At 53.7% G+C, this 23,090-nt stretch carries 27 protein-coding genes and 5 pseudogenes; 13 read left to right on the top strand and 19 right to left on the bottom strand.

Features of this window, described 5'->3' with window-relative positions:
* Positions 1-489: 489 nt before the first annotated feature.
* The 5 genes from NDI76_RS21680 to NDI76_RS21700 form a co-directional block, all read right to left on the bottom strand.
* Positions 490-1,167 carry a helix-turn-helix domain-containing protein gene (locus NDI76_RS21680; RefSeq protein ID WP_310926215.1) on the bottom strand — a complete coding sequence of 226 codons (678 nt, stop codon included), beginning with the start codon at positions 1,165-1,167 and terminating at the stop codon, positions 490-492.
* Between the two features lie 432 nt (positions 1,168-1,599).
* On the bottom strand, positions 1,600-2,241 hold the full coding sequence (locus NDI76_RS21685) for a helix-turn-helix domain-containing protein (protein WP_310926216.1): 642 nt from the start codon (positions 2,239-2,241) through the stop codon (positions 1,600-1,602).
* 506 nt (positions 2,242-2,747) lie between these two features.
* Complete coding sequence (locus tag NDI76_RS21690; protein ID WP_310926217.1) at positions 2,748-3,053, bottom strand: hypothetical protein; 306 nt, start codon at positions 3,051-3,053, stop codon at positions 2,748-2,750.
* A 292-nt stretch (positions 3,054-3,345) separates the two neighbouring features.
* On the bottom strand, positions 3,346-3,747 hold the full coding sequence (locus NDI76_RS21695) for a DUF8160 family protein (protein ID WP_310926218.1): 402 nt from the start codon (positions 3,745-3,747) through the stop codon (positions 3,346-3,348).
* Positions 3,744-4,562 carry a ParA family protein gene (locus NDI76_RS21700; RefSeq protein ID WP_310926220.1) on the bottom strand — a complete coding sequence of 273 codons (819 nt, stop codon included), beginning with the start codon at positions 4,560-4,562 and terminating at the stop codon, positions 3,744-3,746. Before NDI76_RS21700 ends, NDI76_RS21695 begins: the two co-directional genes overlap by 4 nt.
* A 413-nt stretch (positions 4,563-4,975) precedes the next feature.
* Here NDI76_RS21700 and NDI76_RS21705 point away from each other — a divergent pair, with 413 nt between their 5' ends.
* Both NDI76_RS21705 and NDI76_RS21710 read left to right on the top strand, forming a co-directional pair.
* Positions 4,976-5,650, top strand: a complete 675-nt coding sequence (locus tag NDI76_RS21705) for a helix-turn-helix domain-containing protein (RefSeq protein WP_310926221.1) — start codon at positions 4,976-4,978, stop codon at positions 5,648-5,650.
* Positions 5,647-6,342, top strand: coding sequence for a nucleotidyltransferase domain-containing protein (locus NDI76_RS21710; protein WP_310926222.1), 696 nt, complete (start codon positions 5,647-5,649; stop codon positions 6,340-6,342). The genes NDI76_RS21705 and NDI76_RS21710 overlap by 4 nt, the downstream gene beginning before the upstream one ends.
* A gap of 7 nt (positions 6,343-6,349) precedes the next feature.
* Here NDI76_RS21710 and NDI76_RS21715 read toward each other — a convergent pair whose 3' ends face one another.
* Positions 6,350-6,784, bottom strand: a complete 435-nt coding sequence (locus NDI76_RS21715) for a TRAM domain-containing protein (protein WP_310926224.1) — start codon at positions 6,782-6,784, stop codon at positions 6,350-6,352.
* Between the two features lie 58 nt (positions 6,785-6,842).
* Positions 6,843-7,559 (bottom strand): hypothetical protein, encoded by a 717-nt coding sequence (locus NDI76_RS21720; RefSeq protein ID WP_310926225.1) that lies wholly within the window; start codon positions 7,557-7,559, stop codon positions 6,843-6,845.
* Positions 7,560-7,724: 165 nt separating this feature from the next.
* Between NDI76_RS21720 and NDI76_RS22760 the strand changes: the two are divergent.
* Positions 7,725-8,125: pseudogene (locus tag NDI76_RS22760) on the top strand (type B DNA-directed DNA polymerase); the annotation flags it as partial.
* A gap of 598 nt (positions 8,126-8,723) precedes the next feature.
* Here NDI76_RS22760 and NDI76_RS21725 read toward each other — a convergent pair.
* Positions 8,724-10,013 (bottom strand): orc1/cdc6 family replication initiation protein, encoded by a 1,290-nt coding sequence (locus NDI76_RS21725; RefSeq protein ID WP_310926252.1) that lies wholly within the window; start codon positions 10,011-10,013, stop codon positions 8,724-8,726.
* An 833-nt stretch (positions 10,014-10,846) separates the two neighbouring features.
* Here NDI76_RS21725 and NDI76_RS21730 point away from each other — a divergent pair.
* On the top strand, positions 10,847-11,056 hold the full coding sequence (locus tag NDI76_RS21730; protein WP_310926226.1) for a hypothetical protein: 210 nt from the start codon (positions 10,847-10,849) through the stop codon (positions 11,054-11,056).
* Between the two features lie 87 nt (positions 11,057-11,143).
* On the opposite strand, the gene NDI76_RS21735 is transcribed toward NDI76_RS21730, so the two are convergent.
* Entirely contained in the window at positions 11,144-11,554 is a 411-nt protein-coding gene (locus NDI76_RS21735) for a MarR family transcriptional regulator (RefSeq protein WP_008387662.1), read from the bottom strand.
* Between the two features lie 129 nt (positions 11,555-11,683).
* Between NDI76_RS21735 and NDI76_RS21740 the strand changes: the two genes are divergently transcribed.
* Positions 11,684-12,232 (top strand): DUF8170 family protein, encoded by a 549-nt coding sequence (locus NDI76_RS21740; protein ID WP_310926228.1) that lies wholly within the window; start codon positions 11,684-11,686, stop codon positions 12,230-12,232.
* Positions 12,233-12,346: 114 nt separating this feature from the next.
* Here NDI76_RS21740 and NDI76_RS22765 read toward each other — a convergent pair.
* Positions 12,347-12,478, bottom strand: a pseudogene (locus NDI76_RS22765) (nucleotidyl transferase AbiEii/AbiGii toxin family protein); the annotation flags it as partial.
* Between the two features lie 5 nt (positions 12,479-12,483).
* Positions 12,484-13,314, bottom strand: a complete 831-nt coding sequence (locus tag NDI76_RS21745) for a type IV toxin-antitoxin system AbiEi family antitoxin domain-containing protein (RefSeq protein WP_310926230.1) — start codon at positions 13,312-13,314, stop codon at positions 12,484-12,486.
* A gap of 146 nt (positions 13,315-13,460) precedes the next feature.
* On the opposite strand from NDI76_RS21745, the pseudogene NDI76_RS21750 reads away from it, so the two are divergent.
* A pseudogene (locus NDI76_RS21750) lies at positions 13,461-13,862 on the top strand (hypothetical protein); the annotation flags it as partial.
* A 45-nt stretch (positions 13,863-13,907) separates the two neighbouring features.
* Positions 13,908-14,210, top strand: coding sequence for a hypothetical protein (locus tag NDI76_RS21755; protein ID WP_310926231.1), 303 nt, complete (start codon positions 13,908-13,910; stop codon positions 14,208-14,210).
* 277 nt (positions 14,211-14,487) lie between these two features.
* On the opposite strand, the gene lrp is transcribed toward NDI76_RS21755, so the two are convergent.
* Both lrp and NDI76_RS21765 read right to left on the bottom strand, forming a co-directional pair.
* Positions 14,488-14,952, bottom strand: coding sequence for an HTH-type transcriptional regulator Lrp (lrp, locus tag NDI76_RS21760; RefSeq protein ID WP_310926232.1), 465 nt, complete (start codon positions 14,950-14,952; stop codon positions 14,488-14,490).
* Positions 14,953-15,323: 371 nt separating this feature from the next.
* Entirely contained in the window at positions 15,324-15,791 is a 468-nt protein-coding gene (locus tag NDI76_RS21765; protein ID WP_310926233.1) for a hypothetical protein, read from the bottom strand.
* A gap of 313 nt (positions 15,792-16,104) precedes the next feature.
* On the opposite strand from NDI76_RS21765, the gene NDI76_RS21770 reads away from it, so the two are divergent.
* The 3 genes from NDI76_RS21770 to NDI76_RS21780 all read left to right on the top strand — a co-directional run bounded on the left by NDI76_RS21770 (position 16,105) and on the right by NDI76_RS21780 (position 16,974).
* A complete protein-coding gene (locus NDI76_RS21770; protein WP_310926235.1) occupies positions 16,105-16,404 on the top strand; it encodes a ribbon-helix-helix protein, CopG family in 300 nt (99 codons plus the stop codon).
* A complete protein-coding gene (locus tag NDI76_RS21775; RefSeq protein WP_310926236.1) occupies positions 16,401-16,664 on the top strand; it encodes a type II toxin-antitoxin system RelE family toxin in 264 nt (87 codons plus the stop codon). Before NDI76_RS21770 ends, NDI76_RS21775 begins: the two co-directional genes overlap by 4 nt.
* 157 nt (positions 16,665-16,821) lie before the next feature.
* Positions 16,822-16,974, top strand: coding sequence for a hypothetical protein (locus NDI76_RS21780; protein WP_310926237.1), 153 nt, complete (start codon positions 16,822-16,824; stop codon positions 16,972-16,974).
* A gap of 223 nt (positions 16,975-17,197) precedes the next feature.
* Here NDI76_RS21780 and NDI76_RS21785 read toward each other — a convergent pair whose 3' ends face one another.
* Positions 17,198-18,127 (bottom strand): ArdC-like ssDNA-binding domain-containing protein, encoded by a 930-nt coding sequence (locus NDI76_RS21785; protein ID WP_310926238.1) that lies wholly within the window; start codon positions 18,125-18,127, stop codon positions 17,198-17,200.
* A 257-nt stretch (positions 18,128-18,384) separates the two neighbouring features.
* Here NDI76_RS21785 and NDI76_RS21790 point away from each other — a divergent pair, with 257 nt between their 5' ends.
* On the top strand, positions 18,385-19,338 hold the full coding sequence (locus tag NDI76_RS21790) for an HNH endonuclease (RefSeq protein WP_310926239.1): 954 nt from the start codon (positions 18,385-18,387) through the stop codon (positions 19,336-19,338).
* On the opposite strand, the gene NDI76_RS22770 is transcribed toward NDI76_RS21790, so the two are convergent.
* Complete coding sequence (locus NDI76_RS22770; protein ID WP_425498407.1) at positions 19,318-20,301, bottom strand: tyrosine-type recombinase/integrase; 984 nt, start codon at positions 20,299-20,301, stop codon at positions 19,318-19,320. The two genes, NDI76_RS21790 and NDI76_RS22770, sit on opposite strands and share 21 nt — an antisense overlap.
* Before the next feature lie 113 nt (positions 20,302-20,414).
* Between NDI76_RS22770 and NDI76_RS21795 the strand changes: the two genes are divergently transcribed.
* Positions 20,415-21,785 (top strand): GIY-YIG nuclease family protein, encoded by a 1,371-nt coding sequence (locus NDI76_RS21795; protein WP_310926240.1) that lies wholly within the window; start codon positions 20,415-20,417, stop codon positions 21,783-21,785.
* On the top strand, positions 21,782-22,378 hold the full coding sequence (locus tag NDI76_RS21800) for a hypothetical protein (RefSeq protein WP_310926241.1): 597 nt from the start codon (positions 21,782-21,784) through the stop codon (positions 22,376-22,378). Before NDI76_RS21795 ends, NDI76_RS21800 begins: the two co-directional genes overlap by 4 nt.
* Positions 22,379-22,421: 43 nt before the next feature.
* Here the strand turns inward: NDI76_RS21800 and NDI76_RS21805 are convergent, their stop codons facing one another.
* From NDI76_RS21805 to NDI76_RS22850, 4 genes and pseudogenes are all read right to left on the bottom strand, one after another.
* Positions 22,422-22,700, bottom strand: a complete 279-nt coding sequence (locus tag NDI76_RS21805; protein WP_310926242.1) for a DUF7389 domain-containing protein — start codon at positions 22,698-22,700, stop codon at positions 22,422-22,424.
* Between the two features lie 62 nt (positions 22,701-22,762).
* Positions 22,763-22,858 (bottom strand): annotated as a pseudogene (locus tag NDI76_RS22775) (HVO_A0114 family putative DNA-binding protein); the annotation flags it as partial.
* Positions 22,859-22,960, bottom strand: a pseudogene (locus NDI76_RS22780) (DUF7568 family protein); the annotation flags it as partial. It abuts the pseudogene before it with no gap.
* Positions 22,961-22,966: 6 nt separating this feature from the next.
* The coding region (locus NDI76_RS22850) for a DUF7995 family protein (protein WP_484494595.1) at positions 22,967-23,090 on the bottom strand (124 nt) is incomplete at its 5' end.

The raw sequence follows: 23,090 nt of genomic DNA on the forward strand, positions 1-23,090 counted from the left end.
TTCCGAGCGGCGAGCGGGGAGTAGACGGACGAGCTATCCGACGACTGGGATACACTGTCGGTTCTCTGGATTGGAGACGTGGGTACTGTCATGCGCGAGCGGTGATGTTGCGGAACGCGCGTACTGAATAACGTGCTCCGCGCGACCGCCACGCGAGGAAAACGAGGAGACCATCCCCTTGACCGGATATCCCGATTTAAACGGCCCCTTCGTGTCGGGGGCGCGAACACAGAGTGTGCAGCTGTAGTTCCGTACTACAGATGAGGGGACAGAGACGGATAAGTTTGGGTAGTACCCACGGACGGCTGATCGGAAACGTAGCCGAGAACGTGCTACCATCGTTCAGTAGCGGGCGCTGGGACGCCGAACTGAGAGTGGAGTAACACTAGTACCGATTGTGGTCCGTCTGTTGTGTTGGCTATCGGGCTGATATGAGCCTGAGGCGGTCGACTCCGCCGACATAGAAGCTACCTCGAAACGCAGTCGAACCTACCCGCTGTCTTTCGACTCGAAGTCTTCAGCAATCAGCCCAATCAGCGCCTTCCGAAGGACTGTCTCGGTTCCGCGTCGAACGCGTTCGGAGGCGGCCTGTTTGGTGATACCTATCTCCCCGGCAATCTCGTCGAGGGTCGTGCCTCGGGGGACGGAGAAGTAGCCGTTTTCGACGGCTATCATCAGCGTATCGCGCTGTTCGGGCGTGAGGCCGAAGCCGTACTCCGTCCGGGACGTCTCGTCGGGGGCGTACACTCGGTCGATGTGAACGGGGAAGTCGTGCGCTTGGTAGAACTGGTGAAACCCGGTCAGGGCGGCGTGGTTCGGGAAGCGGACGGTGAACGACCACTCGGAGTTACCGTGGCCCTCCATTATCGCCCCGTTCTGGTCGCTGACGCCGTTCAGGAACGTCTCCTTGTCGGTGTCCCACTCCGTCTGATAGAGGACGCTGTCGCCGAGCCGAGTGACCGCCTCGACGCGTGTGACCACCTCGCTCTCGCGGAGGTGCCGCTCGAACTGGTCGAAGTCCTCGCCCGTCACCCAGAGGAAAGGGATGCGGGACTCTTTCAGGGGGACGAGGCGTTCGAGTTGGACCCGGACACTCGGGTCTCCGCTGGTTGACCGTCCGAACGGGAACGATTCGGCGGGAAGCGTAAACTCGACAACGACGCTCATCGGGTCTGCACCCTTGAGGAACAAACGGGCCGAGCGAACGGTTTCGCGGATAGCCGGGACGTGGGACGTGCCTCGCGGGCTGAAGGCGTGGCTTCTGTCATGTATGACTGGTCGCTGTTGCGGAACGTGTTTTCCGTGTGATGGGTTCCGCGTGACGACCACGCGAGGAGAACGAGGAGACTGCCTACTCGACCGGGTATCCCGGTTCAAATGACCCCTTCATAATCGGGGCGCAAACACACAACGTGCGGTCGTGGTTCCGTTACTCAGATCTTCGTTACAGAGACCAATAAATGATTGCTACTACGTAGCAGACTTTCAATCAAGGACGGACTGTACTTCACCTGATGGTCAAAGGTATGTCGGAGTCGAGCATTCACCTCGTCACTGAGGACAGATCGTTTTCGTGGTCCATCGTCTCCAAGTCGGCCCTCAATCCAACGCGATCGTATTCGAGATAAGCGTGCTCGTCCCTCGTCTGAGGCGGGCCCCGAGGGCCTGCTGACTGATATCGAGCTGTTCGCTGATCTCGGTCAGCGTGACGTTCTCTCCATCGGTATAGTATCCCGACTCGAATACGAGCAGAAGCGCATCACATTGTTTCTCTGTCAGCCCGTACAGCAAACTATCACGGTTGTCGCTGTTCGACAACCGCTTTACTGTGATCGGGAACCCGCCCCTGTGACAGTCGGCCTGGAACTCCTCGAATACGTCTCTGTTCTCGGCGAGAAGGGTAAAATGCCACCTGTCGCCGGTTGTCTTCACTTGGGAAACCGCGAGGTCATGAGTCTGGAGGATGTCGAGCAGTCCATCAAGGCACTCCGTCCACTCAACGCGATAAAGCGTCGGACCTCTCGCCCCGTCGAGTTTCTGGAGCGCCGCAACGTACGGCGAGTCGAGTACCGTCGACTCGAACACTTCGTGGTCGTCTGTTGTTACCCAGATGTACGGGATGAAGTCCTCTCCGACCGGAACGAACGGCGTGAACTCGATGCGATGCACGCCATCGACGTCCAATAACCTCCCCAAGACGAATTCATCACTTGAGATCACGAAGTCCAAAAGCGCCGTCATTTCCTCATGTCGGTCGGTCGAGATCGGACGGAGTAGAAATCCGTACTATGGCGGGTCCGATCGTGAATATGCTGTTGCTCGTCGCCTGTCGATAGCGGTAGGACGATCGCAGTCTGCATCCGACTTTTTATCGACGTGTACTGCTGATTTCTGTTCGGCTTGACTGGTAATCAGCTAGCCTTTTCCACTGGACATGGCAAGCACATTTAAATTAAAACATCGCTTCCGACATGATTCTACGTCGATGGTTTCTCTCCCTCGGTACCTCCTACGTAACTGATTGCGTTGATGACAAATATGTTCGATATAACCTGCTTCGAGAGACCCAACTTGTTGATGGTCCAAACGTGTTCACAAGGATCAAGGAACAATTTGTTCAACTACGAGAGGGGGCCCTTGTGAAGAGCGGATATGAGGCTGAAACCACGCTCTGCTCCGGGGTTCTTGCCATCGGTACGTGTAAGCCCTTGTACCGAACGAGTCTTAGAATCTCTGGCAGTGACTCGTCAGCTGCTGCCAACAGGTCCCTTATATTGTGAGCGGATCTTCTCTCCGTCCCGCCACTGCCAGTACCAATACTCATTGCCGTTGATCTTCTTCTTCGTCAACGTCGCTTTACTTGGAACCCCATCCGGAAGATTGTCTCCGCGAATATCTGTCCGTCTCCCGTCACCTCGCTCTTCTTTCTCCTCGGTCCTCTGTTCGCGTCGTTGATCCTCTGCCAGTCGCTCAGCTAGTCGTGAGACCTGGTCCAGTTGCCGGGGAGTCAGTTCCTCAAGCCGGTCTTCGATGTCGTCAGGTACGTCCTGCATACTCGCTGTTGGTTAACTTCTCGATTCTGTCGTTGGTTAAGCCTGCCGGTGAACCGGTGGACGTCGGCGTGTCTAACACACCATTTTTCACGAGTTCTTGCTGCGAGCCTACATGACCAAGAAACAAGCACGGTCATTACTATCGTCATTCATACCCTTTTGACGAGTTCCTAGTCAGTTCGCGATCCCTCGTCCCATTTACAACTACTCAATGGTATTCAACGGCAGAAATAGGACAATAGGAATACAGCTAAGATCAGAGCTAAAAATGGGTGACTCAGGAGTTCGTAAGTTATTCGTCGGCGATGTCGGAGAGTCGAGCCTGGATGTCGTCGACGTCGGCGTCTGAGAGCGCTTCGAGGCCGAACTGCACGAGGAGTGGATAGAAATGCCGGTTCTTCTTGAATTCGTCACGACCCGCTTTCCGAAGTTTCAGCTGGGATTCGAGGTACGTATCTTCCAAGTCGTCGAGGATGCTGTCCGGGATATAGATCGTCCGGCCGTTCCACTCCTCCTTGATGTTCGTTTTGCTCGTTCCCTTCGTTTTATTCGGTGAAGTCGTTTCCTGCGTTCCAGTCGAGGAACTGGTTTCAGTCATCTCGGTCACCTCGCTCGTCTCATTCGTTTCCTCCGCTTCATCGTCGTCATCGTAGTTACCTTCGATACCCGAGGCGCTTCCCCAATCATCGCTCATGCTTCCACCTCCATCGGCGGGGTTTTCTCGAAGGTCTCGTCAAGTAGATCGGCAATATCGTTGAATAGCGCACGAGCGTCTTCGACCCGCTTGTTCTCCTTGCTGAAGCCGAAGATCGATACGCCTTCACCGATCGATTGTGACAGGTCCGTCCGCTTTGGGATCTCGAAGACAGGCAGCGAGTAGGCTGATTGGATTTCCTCGATCGTACTTCGATGTTCGGCGTTCTGTTCGACCCGGTTGCACACGATAGCGAGGCGGTTGACGTCACCGTAGGCTGGTTCGAGGGACTGGAGCTGTTTCGCAAAAATTCGGAGACTATTGGCGTTGAGCTTCTCAGGGAGTACTGGGATGATAACGTTTCCCGTCGCGACGAGGGCGTTGTCGGTGAGAACATTGAGGGACGGTGGAGTGTCGACGACGATATAGTCGTAGTCCATCTCGAGTTCGTCGAGAGTCATTCCCAGACGCTCTCGGCTCTTAGGCGCTTCGAGCAGCGTCTGGATGTTCTTATTGTTCGCGAGCTTCTCGCTGGCGGGGAGAATATCGAATTCTTCGTGCTCGACGATGATGTCGTTCACTGCCTCCATCTGATCAAAGTCGAACACGTCGAAGAGCGTGGTCCGATCAGTATCGTAGTACAGGTCGCTGTAGCCAAGCGAGCATGTGAGCCCACCGTGGTAGTCGATATCGACGAGGAGTACGTCGTATCCTCGTGCGGCAAGTGCGCCGCCAGTGTGGATGACGTCCGTTGTCTTCCCCGCACCTCCTTTCTGATTCGCTACGGTGATCCGTGAAGTGTTCGTGTTGCTCATATCGTTCGTGTTCTGTGGTGAATTCGTTTTGTTCGTTTCGCTCGTTATAGTCGGTGCGTTCGGTGCGTTCGATGCAAGTGTTTCGCTCGGTGAATGGAATACTACCCTGTTAAACCCACCGTTCGTTACACTCACCGAACGAAAGGAATTCGTTTCTATCAACTCATTCGTTTCTTTCATTTCATTCGTTACTCAATGGAGATCCGTTCTGTCTCGGAGTTTACCCAACTCGTGTATCTCAATCTATTCGGTTTGTTCGTTTCATTCGTTTCCCTCGATGCGTTCGTTCCCAATTACAACTATCATGATGTCAGTGAGCCGTAGCCACCCTCAGGAGAGAGCTAGGAAGCGTTAGCAGAATGAGGACTTATAGTAATTCTTTTAACTGTTACCGGATTATTGGTAATCGTCAGATGTACGAAGTGCTCGACGACACGGCGGCCCAAGTCATCCTCGCCATCGAGAGTGGTGATTCCATCCGTCGCGTCGCACAGCACCTTCACACACCCTACGAGACGGTCAGGCAGGCAGCAAACAGGCTTGAAGACGCAGGCTACATACACTACGACGATGGCCTCTCCGTTGTCAACGCTCGCGTGCGCGACGCAGCGCGCGAGCTAGTCGCCGCGAGCGCCGGCGTCAGTCCGCCATCGATCGAGGAGACGTACGTCATCCCGCAGTTCGGTGACTGGCCGTTCGCGTTCACGCGGATCGACGCCGTCTACGTCTGGACCCAGGGCGGCTACCAGGTCAGTCGTGATCCCGACGACTATCCGCTGTTCATCGCTGTTCGAGAGCAGGACGTTGACGCCTGGAAAACGTTCTTCGAATCGTTCGGGCTGCCAACCGCCTTCGAGCGCCAACCCAGAGACGAACTGGATGGGCCACTACAGATAGTCCTCGATCCGCACCCATCGCTCGAAATCGAGGACGTGGAAGGATACCCGGTCATTCCCAGCGAGGATACGATCGAGTACATGCGCGAACACTACGCGCAATTCCAGTCAGCGCTCGCGATGCTCGACCGCATGTATGACGACCTCAATCTCGGCGTCGCCTACCGAGAGACTGAGCGGATCCAGTCATGAGTTTCGGCGATCGGAGTGACGCGCTCATCGAACTCCTCGAGGAACTCACCGAGAGCGGCCACCAGTACGTCCTCGTCGGTGGCTATGCTGTCTCGACATTCAACGCGCGTTTCTCGACCGACCTTGATATCGTCGTCGCCCCGGACTCCAAAGAGGAGTTCGTCGCGTTTCTCAAAGCACATGGATTCGAGGAGACGGACAGCCACGCTAAGCAGTGGTTCTACGATACGGAAGTCATCGAGTACGAAAAACGACTCGCGCCCCAGCAACCGATCGGCTTCGATTTACTGGTGAACGGCCTCGGCTGTCGCCAGACTGAGGCGCAGTGGTCGTTCGACTATCTACACGACCACAGCCAGGAACAAGAGGTAACCGGTGGGACGGTGACGACAACCGCCCGAGTCATCGATGGAGCGGTGCTCGTGGCGGCGAAACTCCACAGCGGCCGCGAGACGGATCTCCGAGACGTCCTTGCGGTCGCAGAAGAAATTGACCTGGAGACAATCACACCTCACTTGCATCGGGGAGACGAGGATGCCCTGCGGGCGCAGCTCGAACGTGGATTGGAGATTTTAGAGAGTGAAGACCTCAAGCATGGCTATCGGAGTGATTTTGGGGCATCGGCGGTGTCGACAGAGACGGTCACAGCCCTCCAGCAGTATCTGTCTGGTCAGGTCGAACAGCTGCGGTGAAAGCAGCCTATAGAGACCGCGAGTCACCATCGACGACGCTGGCGAACGCGACGTTCTCTTGGACTTGCTCGATTTCGACGGTTGGTTCATCACCGGGTTGAGCATCGGGAACAATCACGACGTAGCCACGTTCGACTTTCGCAATACCATCGCCTTGATCGCCAACGGTTTCGATGGAGACGTCGCGGACCTCACCTTCATCAACTGGAGGACCGGACGAACCGTGACTAGTAGTCCTTCTAGAAGCGTGATGCTGTGGCTCTTGTGAAGGTGATGACTCTGCTGAGGAGGGGGAATCGAGAAGCGCGACACGGTACGTTTCGTTAACAGTCAGTGCTTTGTGATTGACTTCGCTCGAGGGGACCTCAATGACGTATGTACCGTCTTGCTCATCGATTGTCGCCGTAAACAGCGAACGAAGAGAATCCGGAATTTCGATCATAAATTGATTTGATACTGGATATGATTAATCGGTAGCCTTTGGGAAGCAGCTAACCATGTCAGTTGTCCTCAGCTGGTTCTTCCCAAGGAATATTTCGCTTGTGCACTACAGCGAGCTTTGAGTTGTCGTCATCCTTCATTGCACTAAGTCCGCGCTGGACAAGGGTGTGAACCTGTCCAGCGGACTCCGGAAACGAAAATTGGTCATCCTCCGTATCAGCCCGAACCTCCAGATACTCCAGGAGCTCACGGATATCGTCGACAAGTTCCTCGCCTGATGTGCGAAGGCGAAGAGAATATTCTCTGTCATGCTCTATTTCCTCGGTTATTTCCTGAAGGAAGGGCTCTGCCTCTAAGGCGGTTGATGTGGTCTGATCCGTTTCTAGTAACTGCTCTAATGCTCTGAGTTCCTCACGTCGGGCGGCTACAGCGTAAGCGACGTTGTACTCCTCGTCTGGGAAGATTTCGTGCCGACCTAGCCGCTGTGTCTGAGGAACAGAGTCACCGGTGGATGAGCTAAATAAGATCTCAAATAATCCCATACGCATCGTCCGAAGAGCACCCATAAGTACTTCATGCCGTGATTTCAGCGAACCTTTCACCTCAAACGTCAGCTGCTCACCGGAGAAACCGCAAGGTATTATATCCTGCCAACAGCGAATAGAACAATAGGTCGGTTCATCAACTTGTTTGAGATCGACGTGCCGCCGGTGACTGCGGATCTCTATGATATCGGTCCCCAACCCAACGACAACTACCCCCTCCTCAACGGCCATGCAACGACGACCACGCTCGTACAATTGTTCCCCAGCCAGCAATTACTCGACTGTGTCTACGTCGCTCGCTTCTTCACTCCTGCATTGCGACGCAGTCTGTGACTTCCAGGCGGCGGTAAACAGGCCATTCAGCAGACATCAACCACTGACGCCAGCGCGACGTAATCGCCGGAGCAGGTCCTCGGCTGCCCCGAACCTACAATCTCGAAGATCCGTAGCGGTGAGGTGCTGGTCTAGCGACTCATCGAACGGAATCATGTCTCCAAACCACTCGACGGCTATACCCAGAACCCACAGAACGTGGCTGCGCTGAAACGGGCTCGGAACCAGTAGCTTCTCGTCTATCCTAGATAGGATATCGAGTACGTAGTCGTCAATGACGAGAAATCCTCGCGGGACCGAATCATCCTCGCGCCCACGAGCGGTCGAAACGTACGATCCATCGTACTACGAGGCACAGTTGATTCGTGCTGTCGAAATCGTCTCTTACCACTTGGCTGAGACGAAAACTCGCGAAGACGAGAGAATTGGGTCTGGTAGAGTTTGCAGTTGTCAGGACAAATTGACACGAATGAGACGTGACCCTACTCCCTCCCCCCGTCATCGATGTGTAAAACTCAACGAGAGGGAGGGGGCTTGGAAGAGAAGATACAACAGAGTCGACGAAAGAGCGAGTAACACGGAGGAGACAGTCTAAAGAAGCAATACTACGCTCTTTTTTCGTGAACCTCTTTAGTTTAGCAAGCTTTATATGTTAATGGATAAAACCGAACCCGTAATAGGGCTAAACGAGAGTGTTAGAAGGAGAAAAACTCCGACTAACCGAACGTTGGTACTACCTTTCGTCTCCCTCTCTCACTTTCGGTTAGAGTCGTGTTTGCGGTCTGAAGGCCCTATCTATGGGATTGAGGTCTGCCCTCGACCGGTCACTCCACCTGTCCTTTCTGTTGTTTACACTTCGATGACGGGGGGAGGGGATTATGTCCCCCGTCGAGTGAGAACTTCCCGATTGATTCTCGTGTGCCTCGGTTGTCAATCGAGGTTGAATCTCAGTAGCGGACCGATGCAAGTCCTGGAAGGAAGCCCCGTTCGGAAGTTCGGTTTACACATCGAAGACGGGGGGTGGGTGGGCTCGAAACCCGTCTTACGAGACTGGAGCCGCCATCATTTGTTGTAGAACTCCCGGAGCTGGGAGTTAGCGACACTCCGCAGGAGTTCTTCTTGTTCTGCAATCCCCTCTAATCGGGTATCGTCCACGATCCGGTTCATCATCGCCGCGGGATCACCAGTAAACGTGAACTCCATGTACATCCCTCCGCCTCGTCCTCGACTCTTTCGGGACGCCGATATCAGACCATATGTAGAGAGCTCTTTAACATACTTGACGTATGTTTCTCGAGTCATCTGATCGGCGTCAATCTTGTCGGTCACCCACTGATACACTTTGAACCCAACTGGGCTTGGGACGGAACTAGTCGAGCGATTTGAGTAACAGGCAACAGAAGCGGTGGCGTACAGCGAGATCTTTTTTTGTGTCGTGAGTCCTTCGACGAGTTTCAACGAGCGATCTTTGTCAATCTCTTCCTGGGACTCACGAACGTGATCCTCGCAGACTCCTTCATCTCCCCGTTCATCCGCGAGGTCGCCAGCACCACGGAATAGGTCGATTGCCTTCCGCGCGTCACCGTGGCTTTGAGCCGCGAACGCGGCCACAAGCGGTATCACATCATCTTCGAGCGCATTTGGACGGAATGCGTCTCGGCGATTACCCAGGATTTCGCGCAGCTGCGTGGCATCGTAGTCGGGGAAGTAGACGTCGCGAGGATTGAATGAACTCTCGGCTCGGCCGTCGATGTCTTCCATGAACTTCGGGTCGTTTGTCAGGGCCGCGACCGACACCCGTCCTTCGATCTCGTTCGTATTACTCGCTCGCGACAGTTGGTACAGTAGTTTCGAGTAGGCAGGCTCATCGCTTGCTCGACGACCGACCAAGAGGTCGATCTCGTCAATGATGAAAATGACCGAATCGTAGTGCTCGTTGATGAGTTCGTACAGGCGCCGATACTTGCGCTTTGTCGAAACCCCCGTCTCAGGCACACCGATCTCCGCGCCGACGTCCTTCGCAACTGTCTGGACAAGTTCGTAGACTGCTTGATCGAGGGTATTAATCGGCTGGCAGTTGATATCAACAACGCCGAATCGTTCTCCCTTTGATTGACAGAGTTCGATGATCTGTTGGGTGACGGCGCCGATAATGAGCGATTTCCCTGTCCCAGCAGGACCGTACAATAGCATATTTGGAGGGCGGTTCCCCTGGAGCGTCGGTTTCAAGAATGAGACGACAGATTCGAGCTGCTTGTCGCGGCCGACGATTCGTTCCTCGTCGATGATCGTGTCCGGTTCAACGAGATCCCGATTGACGAAGACCGATGCTTCTCCCTCGTCATCAAGCATGTCCCGGATCGACCGCTGCGTACTATTTTCCGTAATATCCTCATCTTGCTCCGGAAATGCATCGCCGGCGGCATCTTCACGGGTAGTCTCGATCTCTCCACCATCTGCTGTAGAACGAGTTTCTTTATCGAGGGGAGATCGATCCGTTCCCTCCTGATCATTGCCGGCCATACGCTTCCTGTAAGCCGGAGCATTAAAAAGATTCACCTCCATCGATGTTTATCCAGCCGAGATGGCGGACCTACCTCCTGTTTTCTCGGAATTACCCCTCTTCGACTCTGAACCGACAACGAAGTATATCCGGCATCGGACCCCCCGTCATCGAAGTGTAATCAGATTTTCCTCGCCCCGTAGTGAAACTGGCCACGTACCCATCGACGGTCGTGTGGGCGCCCCCCGTCATCGAAGTGTAAGCCGCGCGTCTGACGCCCCGTAATCGATGTGTAAAATTCGCTTTGGACACACACCCCGTCATCGAAGTGTAAATTGCCCTCTTTCGCCACCTTTGTAGGCGATTCTTCCGATCTTCACTTCGAACACGGGGAGTAATTACTGCCAGTCGCTTTCGCCCCTAACGGTGTCTCGATTACTCCTCAGAATTGACTGATTCCGGCTCTGTTGAAACCCTTAAGTCATGAGAGAAATGGCATGCCGAATACAGAGCATGTGCTCATACGCGATTGCTATTCGTTTCACACCTTTAGTTCTGAAACAGCCGTTCAGTAGAGACGTGCGTAGTTAACATACTCTACACTCTCTTGATTAGTCGATACCGTGATTTGCGTGAAAACCTCTGGAAGTTAAGTTCTATTCATAACATTACACTAATAGCTATGACTAAGAGCAAGATACCGGGGAATGAATTCTGGAATGACCCGCCCTCTATTGATGAAGAGGTAGCGAAACTCCGCCTTCGATTGAATCATCTCTCCCTTCTGGAATTAGAGGAGAGGGAATTAGTCAGATGGAACAGAGAAAAACACGTTGTGGCGAGAGGCTCTGAATTTGATAAATTTCAGCCATTGTGGGGTAGCGGGAGTTAATTACCTCGCCTGCACTGATATTTCAGTAGCTTTGCGTAAGAGCGAGGCTGCACTATACTATTCTCCACCAATACCATAGGAAAACTACTACTCTTCAGGACGGGGTGCGTTCTCGTATTTGACCATCTTCTCGGGCTTATCCGAGATGGTCTCATAGATCTGCTGGAGCGTCTCCTCAGCGGCGAGCAGATTGTGTTCCTCGAGGAATGTCCGTCCGTCCTCAGTGAGGCCGTAGAACTTCCACGGATAGCCCTGTCGACGCTGGTCGTCGTCGAGTGCGACTTCCTTGACGATGCCCACGTCGATTAGCTTCTGGATGTGCTTGTAGACTGTGGCATCGCTGACGCTGGGGTTGAGCTCCTCGAGCTCGTACATCGAGGGTAGCTGCTTTGGGTGCTGGAGAATGTTATTGACGAGCGCGAACCGCGTCTGCTGGGTGACAAAGTGGACGAGCTCGCGGGTTTCCTTTCCACTAGCAGGACCTAAATCGGTACTCATACGCTACAGTTCATGCCCTGACGCCAAGTAGTTTACTCCTAGGTAAATTACCCCAGAGTAAATAGGCTGGCATTTGACCGGGTAAACTACTTCATAAACTCTATTTCCTGTCCGAGAGAGGAGTTATGTATGACCGACGAGGAGTCGCCTGTTCCTGAAGAGGTCCTCATAAGTGCGAAGAAGCAGCTCGATAAGGAGGAGATTTCACTGGCAGACAACGAAGACATCCTCCAGGCACTGAGTGAGCTGACGCCGGTTTACGAGAACGACCGGTCGTACTTCGTCCTCGGGAACTACGACCGAGAACCGATCCGACGGTTGAACCTCGTCGTGGATCGTCTCAACCGCCGAACTGACGCGTACGCTTTTCGGATGGTAGATATTCGAGGCGAGTGGGACAACAGCATTCAGAAGTTCTGCTTGATCGCCGATATCGTAACATACCTTGTTGGCGTCGCTGAGAAGGACCTGAGTGATTTCCTCGTCGAACAGGGACTACTCGTCGGTACGACTGAATATTTCTCGAAGAGTCACGTCCTCAAGCGGGAGTATGAGAATGAGGAGCACCCATTCGGCTGGATGCAGGATGGCGTCTTCGAGCTGTTTGACCGGGAAGAGAGATTGTATCGCTGGCAAACTGAAGAAGAGCTCGTTGACGTGGCTGGCGAGTTACCATGAATAACGCGATAACCGTCGTGTACGATTAGTTGTGGCCTCTGTCAACGAAATGGTCTCTTAATGGATTGAGCATAAGCAGCGCTCAACTGACCGTACGACCCCGATTACGAGCCCAATGAGATTCTCACCGTAGTTGCTCGTGAAGATCCCCCAGATTAGCCACGAATTGACGTAGTTCTTTTCGGCGTATCCCTGCCGGTCACGGAGTTTCCGGGCGAGGATGCGGGGTCGATTCTGGCTGATCATCGCGGTTAGGACTCCGTTGGCTTGAGCATCGCTGGCTCGACGTTGATCCGGAGGCAGTACGTACTGTCGGTGGGCCCTCTCTCAGGATGCGTGGGATCAATGAGAGAGTAGCCGCTAGTGAACGATTCGACGAGTGCCTCTCGGGTCGGGAGGTTGATTTCAAGTTGGTCGGCGAGGTAGACGATGCGTTTGGTCGCGGCACCGTTGTCAAGATGGTCAAGATACTCACCGACGGTCCACCACGAACAGCCCTGCTCGTCGGCGGCAACCATCGCGGTCGCCAACTCACGAATCCCGCCACAGAACTCTGGATGGTCCGCACAGTCGACGAGCGTTTTCTCTAGGTCGCTGACGTGGACGGTCGTTCCCTCGATAGACGTCGGCTCGAAGCCGAAGAACTTCCGCTCGGTGATCGTCGTAACGCGATAGGGAACGCCGTGGATCTCTCGGCTTTGGGCTCGGGTCGGCGTCACGACGTAGACTGTCCGTGGGACTTGCTCGGTCAGTCCATGGTGACTGAGGGCGCTGTAATAGCCGATATACATCGGCTCAGCGACGTGGGTGGCAATAAGGTATTCGTGCGTCGTGTAGATGGCCTCCTCACCAGCGGCGAGTGGGATAATGAGATATCGCCCGGGGAGGAGTCGGTCGAGCCAGCCTTTCTCGGTAAGGCGGGAAGCGATCTCCCGGGCTGTGTTCGAGGGGACCTCGAGCGTCGTCTCGATGTCGTCAATCGAGATGATCTGGTGCCCCTCTGAAGCCAATCGCGATAGCAGGCGACTCTCCCGAGTTGAAAGTCCTGCCCGTTTACTTTGTGTATCTTCTATGGCACTCATACCTGCGTTCCGTACATAGAGTACAAAACGAACTGGCATTAGCCTTGTGACAGAGGGCGGGCGTTAAACGAGTTAACCAACGAGATGGAGCGAAGGCTCCGATTGTTGGTTAAATCAGGAGTACTTGACCTAGCTATCGACGATATCGAGAATCTCCTGGGCGGTTGAACCGTGTTGTGGATCGCCTCAACCGACGTACCGACGCGTACGCCTTCCGAATGGCCGATATCCGTGGTGAGTGGGACCACAGCATCCAGAAATTTTGCTTAGTCGTGGATATCGTGACGTACCTCGTCAGGGTCGCCGAGGAGGACCTGAGTGATTTCCCCGTTGAAGAGGGATTCCTCGTCGGTACGACTGAGTACTTCTCGAAGAGTCACGTCCTCAAGCGAGAGTAGGAGGACGAGAAGCGTCCGTTCGGCTGGATGCAGGACGGTGTCTTCGATCTATTTGGCCGTGAGGCACGGCTGTACCGCTGGCGTACCGTGGATGACCTTGTGAAATCCGCTGACGAGTTTCCGGAGTGGCTCCACAGGGTTCAAAGATAGCTCCCGACCAGAGCTACTTGTATCCAGGATGCGTAGAGGATTATAATGAGTGAAGATGAGCCAGCGCAACACTGCGAGCTGGCCGAGCAAGTAAATCTACTTGCAGCACTCAAATCCGCAGCAATCGAACATCTGGACGTTGATACTCACCGCGTCATTGCAATTTACCAGAGTGCAGTACTCATGATTATCGTCACTGAGGGACAGATCACTTCAGCGATGGCGATTGATGTCGAACTCTGGAGTCCACCACCGTACGACCCTGATTACGAGCCCAGTGAGATTCTTTCGATGTTCAGTGACCGTCTACCTGCAGTCACTGCCGTCACAGAAACTGAATCGACGTGAATTCGACGACTGGTAGCTGAGAGTATATTCTGAACGGACCCGTTTGACACGTCACTTCTGTCCCGATACGAGCTGTTGAAGTGCCGTCCGAACCCAGTATTCTGTCTCTTTGTTTTCGACATGCTCCAAGGCATTTCTCAGACTGTCTTCGGCAGCCGCGTTTTCACGGGCCATCAAGCAGGATAGCGTTCTCCCATGCCAATTGTGGCCAACAACTGAATCACCTCGTAGGGAATGATAGCTAGAGAAAAAACGAACGGCAGCCGATCATTGCAGGTCAGTCTGATGACTCGACGTCAAGCTCGAACTGCTGATTCTCTACTGGTTTGTTCAGTACGATTGCGGTTGAGGACTGCCGAACAGTCGCATCGTTCAGTAGCTGCTTGATCGTCTGGTTAACGTCCTCTGTATCTCGAAATGATCCAATGCCGATAATGTCGAATTCGCCTGTCGTTTCGTATACGGTTGTTATCTGTTTGTGCTCCTGTAGCCGTCTGACAACGTCCGAGAGTGCCTGCCCCTCGACTTTGAGCTGTAGCACGGCGGTCACTTCGTATCCAAGCTCGTCATAGTTCAGAATCGGCGTATACCCGGTAATCACTCCCTCATCTTCGAGATCGTTGATGTGATTCGAGACCGTTGTCACTGAGACATCTAGTTCTTCAGAAAGACTACGTAGACTCGCCCGTCCATTCCCAATAAGCACATTGATGAGCTGTTTGTCAAGGTTTTCGTATGCCATAGTCTCTAGTTATTCTCGCATCGGAACTTAACGCTTGTACAATTGCTTCCGGTCAATCTCGAGATGAAAAGCTAAGGTAGAAACCAGTTCCGTGAACAAGTGTCTGACTCAGGAGCTCTTCGGGCGTACTGATTCCCAAAATATGGATAACCCACATATCGCTAAGAGAGATCAGAAGCGCAAGAGAGTAGGTAAACAACGCCCTCCGAATACTGAATAGAGGGCTTGCCCGTATCTGTTCGAGCATGTTATTGAACCACATCCATCAAGGTGCTATACTCTTTCTCTGTCTGTCGCGGATAGCCACTGAGTGACGACTCTGGAGTCACGCGTGCGACGAAGCATTACGGTACAGGAGATAGGACTCTCATTCATGGAAGTGTTCCACCGTCTGCGTAGCAGTTGAACTGAAGGCGCTCAGTCGCACGTACATCGTCGTCCGAATCAACTAAGCTGACCGTGTACTCACCGTGAACTGGAGGGTGCCCGAGAGGGACTGCGTATAGTTCGCCTTCTTCGGAACTAAATATGGAGTAATCTTCGGGATCAAGTCCGCTCATATCACGGTTGTTCGACAGCGGAATCGAGGTGATGAGGTTGTTATCGATATCTCTCACTCTGATCGCGTGATACGTCTCCTCAGTAACGGCTTGGTCCGAAACCAGTATTCCGAGAGCGACTTGTTCGTCGCCTTCTATCGGTGCGACCCGGCGGAGATGTTGAGAGCCGCTTCCCACCCCCTGACTGGAACAACGAGCAATGTTTTCCTCACCGAGACAGCCAGCACTCAGACTCAGGCTACCTGCTACTCCCACGAGAAGTTCACGTCTGGAGAGCATACACCATAATGTCAAACCATCCTGATATAATACTGTAGGTATTGTCATGTGCACGTTTCGTGCTGAATGGTTCCTATGACCTGTGTACACGTCGAAAGGTCTCTTTGATATCGGAGGAGAAGTGGTGATTGCCATCGACACTAGAGATAGCCTCACAAGCCAAGGGAAGACTCGTACAGCCGTTATAGGCAGTCTCGCTTTTGGATTCGTTCTTTTCTATTTTCGGCAGAATACTGAGAAGTGATGTTTCCTACTACCCTTGGATAATCGCAGTACCGAGCGATTTATCTGTGCGACGCCTGTCTCACAACGTATGAGTACAGACACCGACGGACCGGGAGATGGCGATGGCGACCGGATGGAGAAAATCGATGTCCGCGTTCCCGCAGCAGTTCTTGAGACAGTTGACGAGGAGTACGCCCGGCGAGGATACGCCTCCCGTTCGGAGGCGATTCGAGACGCGATTCGAGATTGGTTGAACCCATCACCGCAGCTCTCCGAGGAGATGCTCGTCGACCTGGAAGAGAGTCGGAAGCAGCGGGAGCGGGGCGAGACGGTGTCTGCTGCCGAGGCCCGAGAACGACTTGGCCTCAGCGACGTCGACGAGGAATGACGGACGTCGAATACACTGAACAGGCACTTGAGCACCTTTCAGGGCTTGAGGACCACGTCGCCGACCGCGTGCTGAACAAGGTTGACGAAGCGACCGAATGGACCGAGCACCGACTTGAACATCTCTCGGGCTATCCGTATTACAAACTCCGAGCCGGCGATTACCGGGCTATCATCACATGGGACCGCGAGAACGACGTCCTCGTCGTCGAGGCGGTTGGGCACCGCCGGAATGTGTACGACCGCCATCTTCCGCCATGACGTGGATGAACGACGGCGAACTTGCCGCCGATACCATCCAAAATTCCAGGTTGAGGTGTGCGCCGATCTCGCTAAGATCTTTGCAAAGTAGAGCGTGCGAATTGAGATGATGAATATCTAATATATTATTTACACCTTGAGTGACCAGTCTGTGATAATGGTTGTAGATACGATTATTCTTACTGCGGTTCAGTTCGCACTCATGCTCTTAGCGGTCTACATTGGAGCATTACGAGCGCTGAGAGTTTACTTTGACCCTGATAAAGAGTCAATATTCCTTCCGTTCGATGAACACCCCCCCGAATACTAGATAGCGGAGCGGTCTCAGTCCACACCCTGTATGTAACGATCGAGATGTCGAGAGCATCGATCTCTGTGGGTGTCAACGGATCTGATTAGTGCGCGACGTGTGTGATGTCTGTCTGTAGCGGCTGTCTCAGGACGAAATCTGGAGGAAAACCATTCTCACAACTACCGTTAACCAACAAAGAGTATCGATTTCTTCGGATGTTGGTTACCTAGAAATCACGTTTTCAGCCCTCCTCGACTGTGCCGATGATCTCCTGAGCAGTGGAACTGATACGACCGAGACGGTCTTGAATCACCTCCGAGTCATCACCCTGCCATGCAGCGAGATAGAACGCAGACCCGCTTGTGTCGAGTCCGAAATATCGACCGACGATGTACGCGACGGCTTCCGCTTCGACTTCGCGCTTGGATCGTTCTTCCTCGTCGTCAACGTCGAAATGGAGCAGTGCGTGAGCGTACTCGTGGATTAGCGTGACCGCAAGGTCCGCTTGGTTCGCCCGGGCTTTCACCTCAACGACCGGTGTGAGCTCGTGGAGATTTCGTTGCTTGCAGACGCCTTTCGCGTCGCCGTATTCCCAGTCGTCAGCGTCGACGATACGTACTGTTACACCGAGTTCATCAGCTGCCCTTTTGAGCACTGGCACCAGATCGTCAGCGTCGCCAAACGCTGCGGTCTCCAGCTCAGGGAGCGGTTCGCCCTCAGTCTGGGACACGTCGAAGACTGCTGCTGGCTTGAACCCGACGAGGCCTTTCGACCACTCTTCGGATGGTGTCTCGTCGTACTCACACCCGATTTTCTCGTGGTAGCTGGGCGAGTTCTCACACTTGGGACATCGCGTGGTGATGATCGGTGCCCAGATCCAGATGGCCTGTTCGCCCTCCTGGACGTGCCGGTCGAACTCATTCCGCCAGGTGTTGTAACCGGCGACCTTTGTCGCCTCGGAACACTGGCGTTTGATGAGCAGCGTGTTGCGATGCGAGTAGTCGTGGAACCGACTCTGGACGTTGAGCCACTCTTGGAACTCATCGCTGGCCTGCGCCGCATCGACATCGTCAACGAGCTCCTCAACCCACTGTTCAATCGTACTGTGCATCTCCTCGTGTCGGGTGTCAGTCTCACTGAACGACACCGCTGAGTAGTTACTAGTTACCATGATTTTCTCCGAGACGTCCTAATTCGGAACGCCCCGCGCCCTTACCAGGGGCAAATAAAATCTATCGAACACGAATCTGTCCGTTGATTTGAAACTAAAACTCAAATTTCAGAGAAGAGTTCCTGTCTGTCCGATCTTTGGTCCTCTCTGATCTTGTAGTTAATCGCGTCTCGAGATCGTTGAGAGAAAAGATCATACGGCGTCAATTAGTCAACAAAGTAGAGATGCCACCGACCCGACTCCGAAGCATTGTCCCAATGTTTGGTGGTGGGGATCGCTATGTCGAGACGTTAGACAAGATCCTCACGTTCGTCGACGCTCACCAACCGACGACGGACGAACTTATTGGGTGGCATCGTGGGGCGTTCAGCAACGTCTCGAGCCGCGACTCGATCATGCGACGAGTCAGCTACCTCAGGCAGGTCGGATTTCTGAATCAAGTTGATGACCAGTGGACACTTGGTCCGGCTGGTGAGGAATACACCTCAGATTACGAGACTGAAACTCTGTTTCGCATCATGTGCGATCGAAACGTGGGGCTTCGGAGTCTGCTATATGAATTATCAGTTGGGCCGCTCACTATCGAGGAGATCAGTGAGCAGCAACTGGATACACATCCAGAACAGGGATGGAGTCGTGGACAGACTGATATGGCCAAGCAACGGGCGAACTGGCTCCGTAGTATGGGTCTGGTTGAGAAACAGAGTGGTGCGTACGAACTGACGGCTGCGGGCGAGCAGTTCGTCGAAAATGCGGTCGAAGCATGGGCCGATACCGACTGGACATCCGTAGCCCCTGATGCCGAACTCACCGCAAGCACGTACGAAACGGTATCGTATGCTCGTGCCGTTGACCCAGAGTTTCGTGCGACTGTGCTTTCACGATACGGCGCGACCTGTCCGATCTCAGGCGTCGATCATGCCGGTCTGTTAGACGTGGCACACGTCCTCCCATGGAGTGAGTATCCGGACCACCGAGCTGATCTCGCGAACGTCCTTCCACTCAGCAAAATCCACCATGCGGCATTTGATAGGGAACTCTTCACTATCGATAGAGATTACAGACTTCGAATCAACCCCTCATTCGAGACGCAGAGCGACGTACTCAGACAAACGATTGTCGATCAGGCCGGTAAACAAATTCCCCTCCCTAGTGGGGGAGTCGACCCGAGTTACTTCGAGCAGCGTAACTCAGCGCTCGACTGGTTCTGACATAGGGAGATGATCGAATCGTCGGTTCGCGAATAACGCGAAATACGCATTGTCGATATCCCGGCCGGAGAGATGTACGTACCGAGCTGGAACTTTTGACCCTAGCACCCATCCAAACCACTCACAGAGTTGAGCTTCAGTCAGCCAGTTCGCAAGGTGTGTCGCTCGACTATGCCTGAAATGATGTGGATTCACCGGCTTGTCGATACCTGCTCGCTTTCGTGCCCGTTCGAGAAGTCGTAATCGGATATAGTTGTAACTGATCTGTTCGTCTGGGGTGCCCTGCTCAAGTTTACACCAGAGTGGGGCCTGTGCGCTTAGCGAAGGATGCGTCTGTAACCACTGTTCGAGGTACAGGCGTGATTCCACGAGTGGTAGCCGTCGAGCACCAGTCTTCCCTATCACGATAACGTGTTTCCCAGACCCATCGCCTTCGATATCACCGACACGTAGATCAATTAACTCTCCAATTCGTGCTCCAGTCTCCCAGAGGAGCGCGATGAACGCTCGATCTCGGTCGTTGATACAGGCGTCAATAAGTCGTGAGACATCATCGGGTGAGAGCAGATTTCGCGGAAGGATTTGACGGAACGTGGGTGGTCCTCGCCGTATCCATTTCGTTGTTTCTGGCTCCTCACCCCCGTTGTACCATTTGTAAAACTGCTTCACGACTTGCTTGTAATCAGAGACTGTCGACGGTGCAGAGCCACGGCTATGTATCCACTCGACTAGTTCTGTAATCTCTTCGCGATTTAGTGCGTCAAATCGCTTCTCACCCAGATGTTGGGCGATAATTTTCAGGTGTGAAGTGAGCTTCTGACGTCTTGCTGCGTTAATCCCGTCGAGCAAGAGGTCACGATGGAATTTTTGAATGAGTCTCTTGTTGGCCGGATGGATTTCAGATGACTCGTCTATGCTTTTCAGTATTCGTGCCACCTGTAAATCGAAATCCATCGTGGGCATCTGACCGTCTCAGTACGCGTTACAAGGGTATCTATCCGACTATTTTTCAAGCAGAGCACGATCCGTTAGATCGTCGAAATTGATAATACAACCAACAAGTGACTACCGTATAGATGAAACTCTCAAAGGCTGATTTGTGGACTACATGGCTTGAGGATTCTTTACTTGAAGATATCCGCTCATTAGAGCGGCCAGATCCAGTGCCATTCTTGACGACGGCTGATGGGAATCTTACTACTACTGATGCACTCGATCGCTATCGGTATGGCAAGAACGACGGCGAATATCTGTATCTCATCTACTTAGCGGACGAGCCAATCAATACTCCCTCAGACATTACCCCCGTATACGTCGGCGAATCTCGAAATATCGGGACTCGAATCTACCAGCACTACAAGAAAATCCGTGGGGCTCTCCCAGTGGACGACTGGGAAGACGACGGTTCGTGGGGAAGCTTCTCGAAATACGACCACATCGCGGCAGTTCGCGAGGCGGCTCACTCACAGCTCTATGTCTGGATTCTGGACGTCGAGACGCTCGATGGGTGTCCATACGGTGTAGAAACCTACCGGCAGGAGCTTGAGGCGAAACTGATCGGGCTCATCTACGCTCACCCGAAGTGTCGGCGGACCATGACCAACCGAGAGTTCGTACCGAACCGGATCCTCCACGAAATCGGGCTCGCTGGACATGACTGGCTCACGACTGAGCCAAGAAAACAAGGGACAGCAGACGTGCCCCCTCGATATGATCTTCTCAGCGATCATAACTCGAAAGCCGAACTGTGGACCCACTGGCTCGAGAGATACGTCTATCCGGACTTTGTCGACGAATCGACGGCTGATCCGATACCACTATTCGAGACCGATGAACAGTTGCAGGTTGCGCTCACTGACTCTGGTCGGCTCAAACGTTCCGATGCCGTCGACGAGCGAATTCGCGCAGAGGGACGAAAATGCGTTCACTCCGGTGGAGTACGGGATGACGGCTATGAGGGATTACTCTATCTCATGTTCCAGCTCGCCGACACCGATATGAGTGACCGACCAGCGATCGTCCCCCGTTATATTGGGAAGGCGGAAGCGTACGGCAAGAAGAACGAACTGAGTGCGAATTTCACAGAAATCGCTGCTGAACGATCGAGCACCCGGAGCTTCGCTCGGTGGGGCGATGGGAACTACTGGCACGTCGGTGAGCTCTCGATGGCGCTGTTCGAAGATGATACGCGGAAGGTACCATGGGCGAGCGAGCTGTTTGAGCAGGGCACACACCGTCTCCAAGAACCGGTGTATCTCTGGGTGAAGGCGTGGAACCAGGAGCTGCAAACCGGGCCGTACGGTTACGATGCGTATCTCGCTGAGGTCGAACCACAGCTGATCGGCGTTGCTCAGGCCGCGTTTCCGGATCGATTACTGAACAAGAGCGATGTCCCCGACGACGCACCGATTAAGACAACCGAATTCTCCTTCGAGACAGTCCGATGACTACGGCAGCGATTCTTGACCAGTTTGCACGCGATATTGCCGATGTCATTCCACAGATCGATGCAACAGCTGAACACCATCGGTGGCAGCCTGGTATTGGTGCGTTTGACGAGGAAGAGCAGGTAGAACGGCTCGTTGAACGACTTGGACAGCAGTCTACCTCCTATGAAGTCACGGAGACTGAGGCCTCCTACCCAAACAGCGGACAGCGATGTGATATTCTCCTCAAGAGCAGTGGGTCGGAAATTCCGGTTGAAGCGAAGCTGCTTCGATTCTATCGTGACAACGGCGACATTGAACCGGCAGCCTATTCCACGGTCTACAGTCCGTTCTCGAATTCGCTTGTTGCTGACACAAAGAAGCTCGCTGAAAGCGGATTCGCGATCAGTGGAGGACTTCTCGGGCTCTACTACGAGCCAGCTGATGGGCCGTTTCCACTGATGGACGCCACGAAACTAGCAGAGAAGGTTGTGAGAGATGTGGCGTACTGGTACGATCTGCCACTCAAAACCCGAACTATCGCTGAGTTCACGGGATTACGTCACCCAGTCCATCAGCAGGGTGCCGTCATCATCTGGGAGCTCACAGAATGATCGCCTCCGCTCTTACAGAGGCGAAATAGACTGCACCTGTCCGCTACTCGTCTTCCTTCCCCGGTTGGATCTGGCGAACCTCTTCGGCGAGATCGTGAACGTACTCTCGAAGCGTCTCCATGTCCTCCTGGGCGTCTTCGAGCGTTTTCGCCTTCACTTTGGCAGTGATCTTGTCCTGATCGCGGGTACCCGTACCACGAGTCAGCTTCACCGTGAGTGAGACGCCGACATCGCTTCGCTCAACGTACTCGGTTCGGTTCGTGTGTTCTCCCCTGGACGACAATTCAACTGCTCGACTTGGTTGTTGCTTTGAATCAGACATCCGTTCTCCACGAGAGCCCTCTGACAGCTCTCGTACCCCTTCAGAGGGTGAAAAACAAGTGGCTAGTCTGCGCTAGTAGGAGTACTGTCTACGTCGACGTCGTCGAGAAGAGGATAGTCGATGTGCATCTCAATTTTATCGAAGGGGACAACTGGCTGGTCCGGTGCACGATGGAGAACGGCTCGGGCTCCAGTCTCGGTGTTTCGATACGCGAGCGACGGCGTTCGATTCTCCCATGTCCAATTGGTGATTCGGGGCATTGGAATTCAGAAGTGGACATCAGCGGGGACGACCCAGAGATCTTCACTGCTTTCGAGGAGTCGATCCAGTTGTTCGCGATGCCGGATACCGGTCGCGTGCTGGTCGTACAGGAACACCGACGGCCCGTCG

The sequence above is a fragment of the Halogeometricum sp. S1BR25-6 genome, assembly GCF_031624495.1.
GTDB lineage: Archaea > Halobacteriota > Halobacteria > Halobacteriales > Haloferacaceae > Halogeometricum > Halogeometricum salsisoli.

Coding starts and splice junctions, on each gene's coding strand:
- NDI76_RS21680 (WP_310926215.1), bottom strand. CDS start 1,167: ATGAGCGTCGTTGTCGAGTTTACGCTTCCCGCCGAATCGTTCCCGTTC.
- NDI76_RS21685 (WP_310926216.1), bottom strand. CDS start 2,241: ATGACGGCGCTTTTGGACTTCGTGATCTCAAGTGATGAATTCGTCTTG.
- NDI76_RS21690 (WP_310926217.1), bottom strand. CDS start 3,053: ATGCAGGACGTACCTGACGACATCGAAGACCGGCTTGAGGAACTGACT.
- NDI76_RS21695 (WP_310926218.1), bottom strand. CDS start 3,747: ATGAGCGATGATTGGGGAAGCGCCTCGGGTATCGAAGGTAACTACGAT.
- NDI76_RS21700 (WP_310926220.1), bottom strand. CDS start 4,562: ATGAGCAACACGAACACTTCACGGATCACCGTAGCGAATCAGAAAGGA.
- NDI76_RS21705 (WP_310926221.1), top strand. CDS start 4,976: ATGTACGAAGTGCTCGACGACACGGCGGCCCAAGTCATCCTCGCCATC.
- NDI76_RS21710 (WP_310926222.1), top strand. CDS start 5,647: ATGAGTTTCGGCGATCGGAGTGACGCGCTCATCGAACTCCTCGAGGAA.
- NDI76_RS21715 (WP_310926224.1), bottom strand. CDS start 6,784: ATGATCGAAATTCCGGATTCTCTTCGTTCGCTGTTTACGGCGACAATC.
- NDI76_RS21720 (WP_310926225.1), bottom strand. CDS start 7,559: ATGGCCGTTGAGGAGGGGGTAGTTGTCGTTGGGTTGGGGACCGATATC.
- NDI76_RS21725 (WP_310926252.1), bottom strand. CDS start 10,013: ATGCTTGATGACGAGGGAGAAGCATCGGTCTTCGTCAATCGGGATCTC.
- NDI76_RS21730 (WP_310926226.1), top strand. CDS start 10,847: ATGACTAAGAGCAAGATACCGGGGAATGAATTCTGGAATGACCCGCCC.
- NDI76_RS21735 (WP_008387662.1), bottom strand. CDS start 11,554: ATGAGTACCGATTTAGGTCCTGCTAGTGGAAAGGAAACCCGCGAGCTC.
- NDI76_RS21740 (WP_310926228.1), top strand. CDS start 11,684: ATGACCGACGAGGAGTCGCCTGTTCCTGAAGAGGTCCTCATAAGTGCG.
- NDI76_RS21745 (WP_310926230.1), bottom strand. CDS start 13,314: ATGAGTGCCATAGAAGATACACAAAGTAAACGGGCAGGACTTTCAACT.
- NDI76_RS21755 (WP_310926231.1), top strand. CDS start 13,908: ATGAGTGAAGATGAGCCAGCGCAACACTGCGAGCTGGCCGAGCAAGTA.
- lrp (WP_310926232.1), bottom strand. CDS start 14,952: ATGGCATACGAAAACCTTGACAAACAGCTCATCAATGTGCTTATTGGG.
- NDI76_RS21765 (WP_310926233.1), bottom strand. CDS start 15,791: ATGCTCTCCAGACGTGAACTTCTCGTGGGAGTAGCAGGTAGCCTGAGT.
- NDI76_RS21770 (WP_310926235.1), top strand. CDS start 16,105: ATGAGTACAGACACCGACGGACCGGGAGATGGCGATGGCGACCGGATG.
- NDI76_RS21775 (WP_310926236.1), top strand. CDS start 16,401: ATGACGGACGTCGAATACACTGAACAGGCACTTGAGCACCTTTCAGGG.
- NDI76_RS21780 (WP_310926237.1), top strand. CDS start 16,822: ATGGTTGTAGATACGATTATTCTTACTGCGGTTCAGTTCGCACTCATG.
- NDI76_RS21785 (WP_310926238.1), bottom strand. CDS start 18,127: ATGGTAACTAGTAACTACTCAGCGGTGTCGTTCAGTGAGACTGACACC.
- NDI76_RS21790 (WP_310926239.1), top strand. CDS start 18,385: ATGTTTGGTGGTGGGGATCGCTATGTCGAGACGTTAGACAAGATCCTC.
- NDI76_RS22770 (WP_425498407.1), bottom strand. CDS start 20,301: ATGCCCACGATGGATTTCGATTTACAGGTGGCACGAATACTGAAAAGC.
- NDI76_RS21795 (WP_310926240.1), top strand. CDS start 20,415: ATGAAACTCTCAAAGGCTGATTTGTGGACTACATGGCTTGAGGATTCT.
- NDI76_RS21800 (WP_310926241.1), top strand. CDS start 21,782: ATGACTACGGCAGCGATTCTTGACCAGTTTGCACGCGATATTGCCGAT.
- NDI76_RS21805 (WP_310926242.1), bottom strand. CDS start 22,700: ATGTCTGATTCAAAGCAACAACCAAGTCGAGCAGTTGAATTGTCGTCC.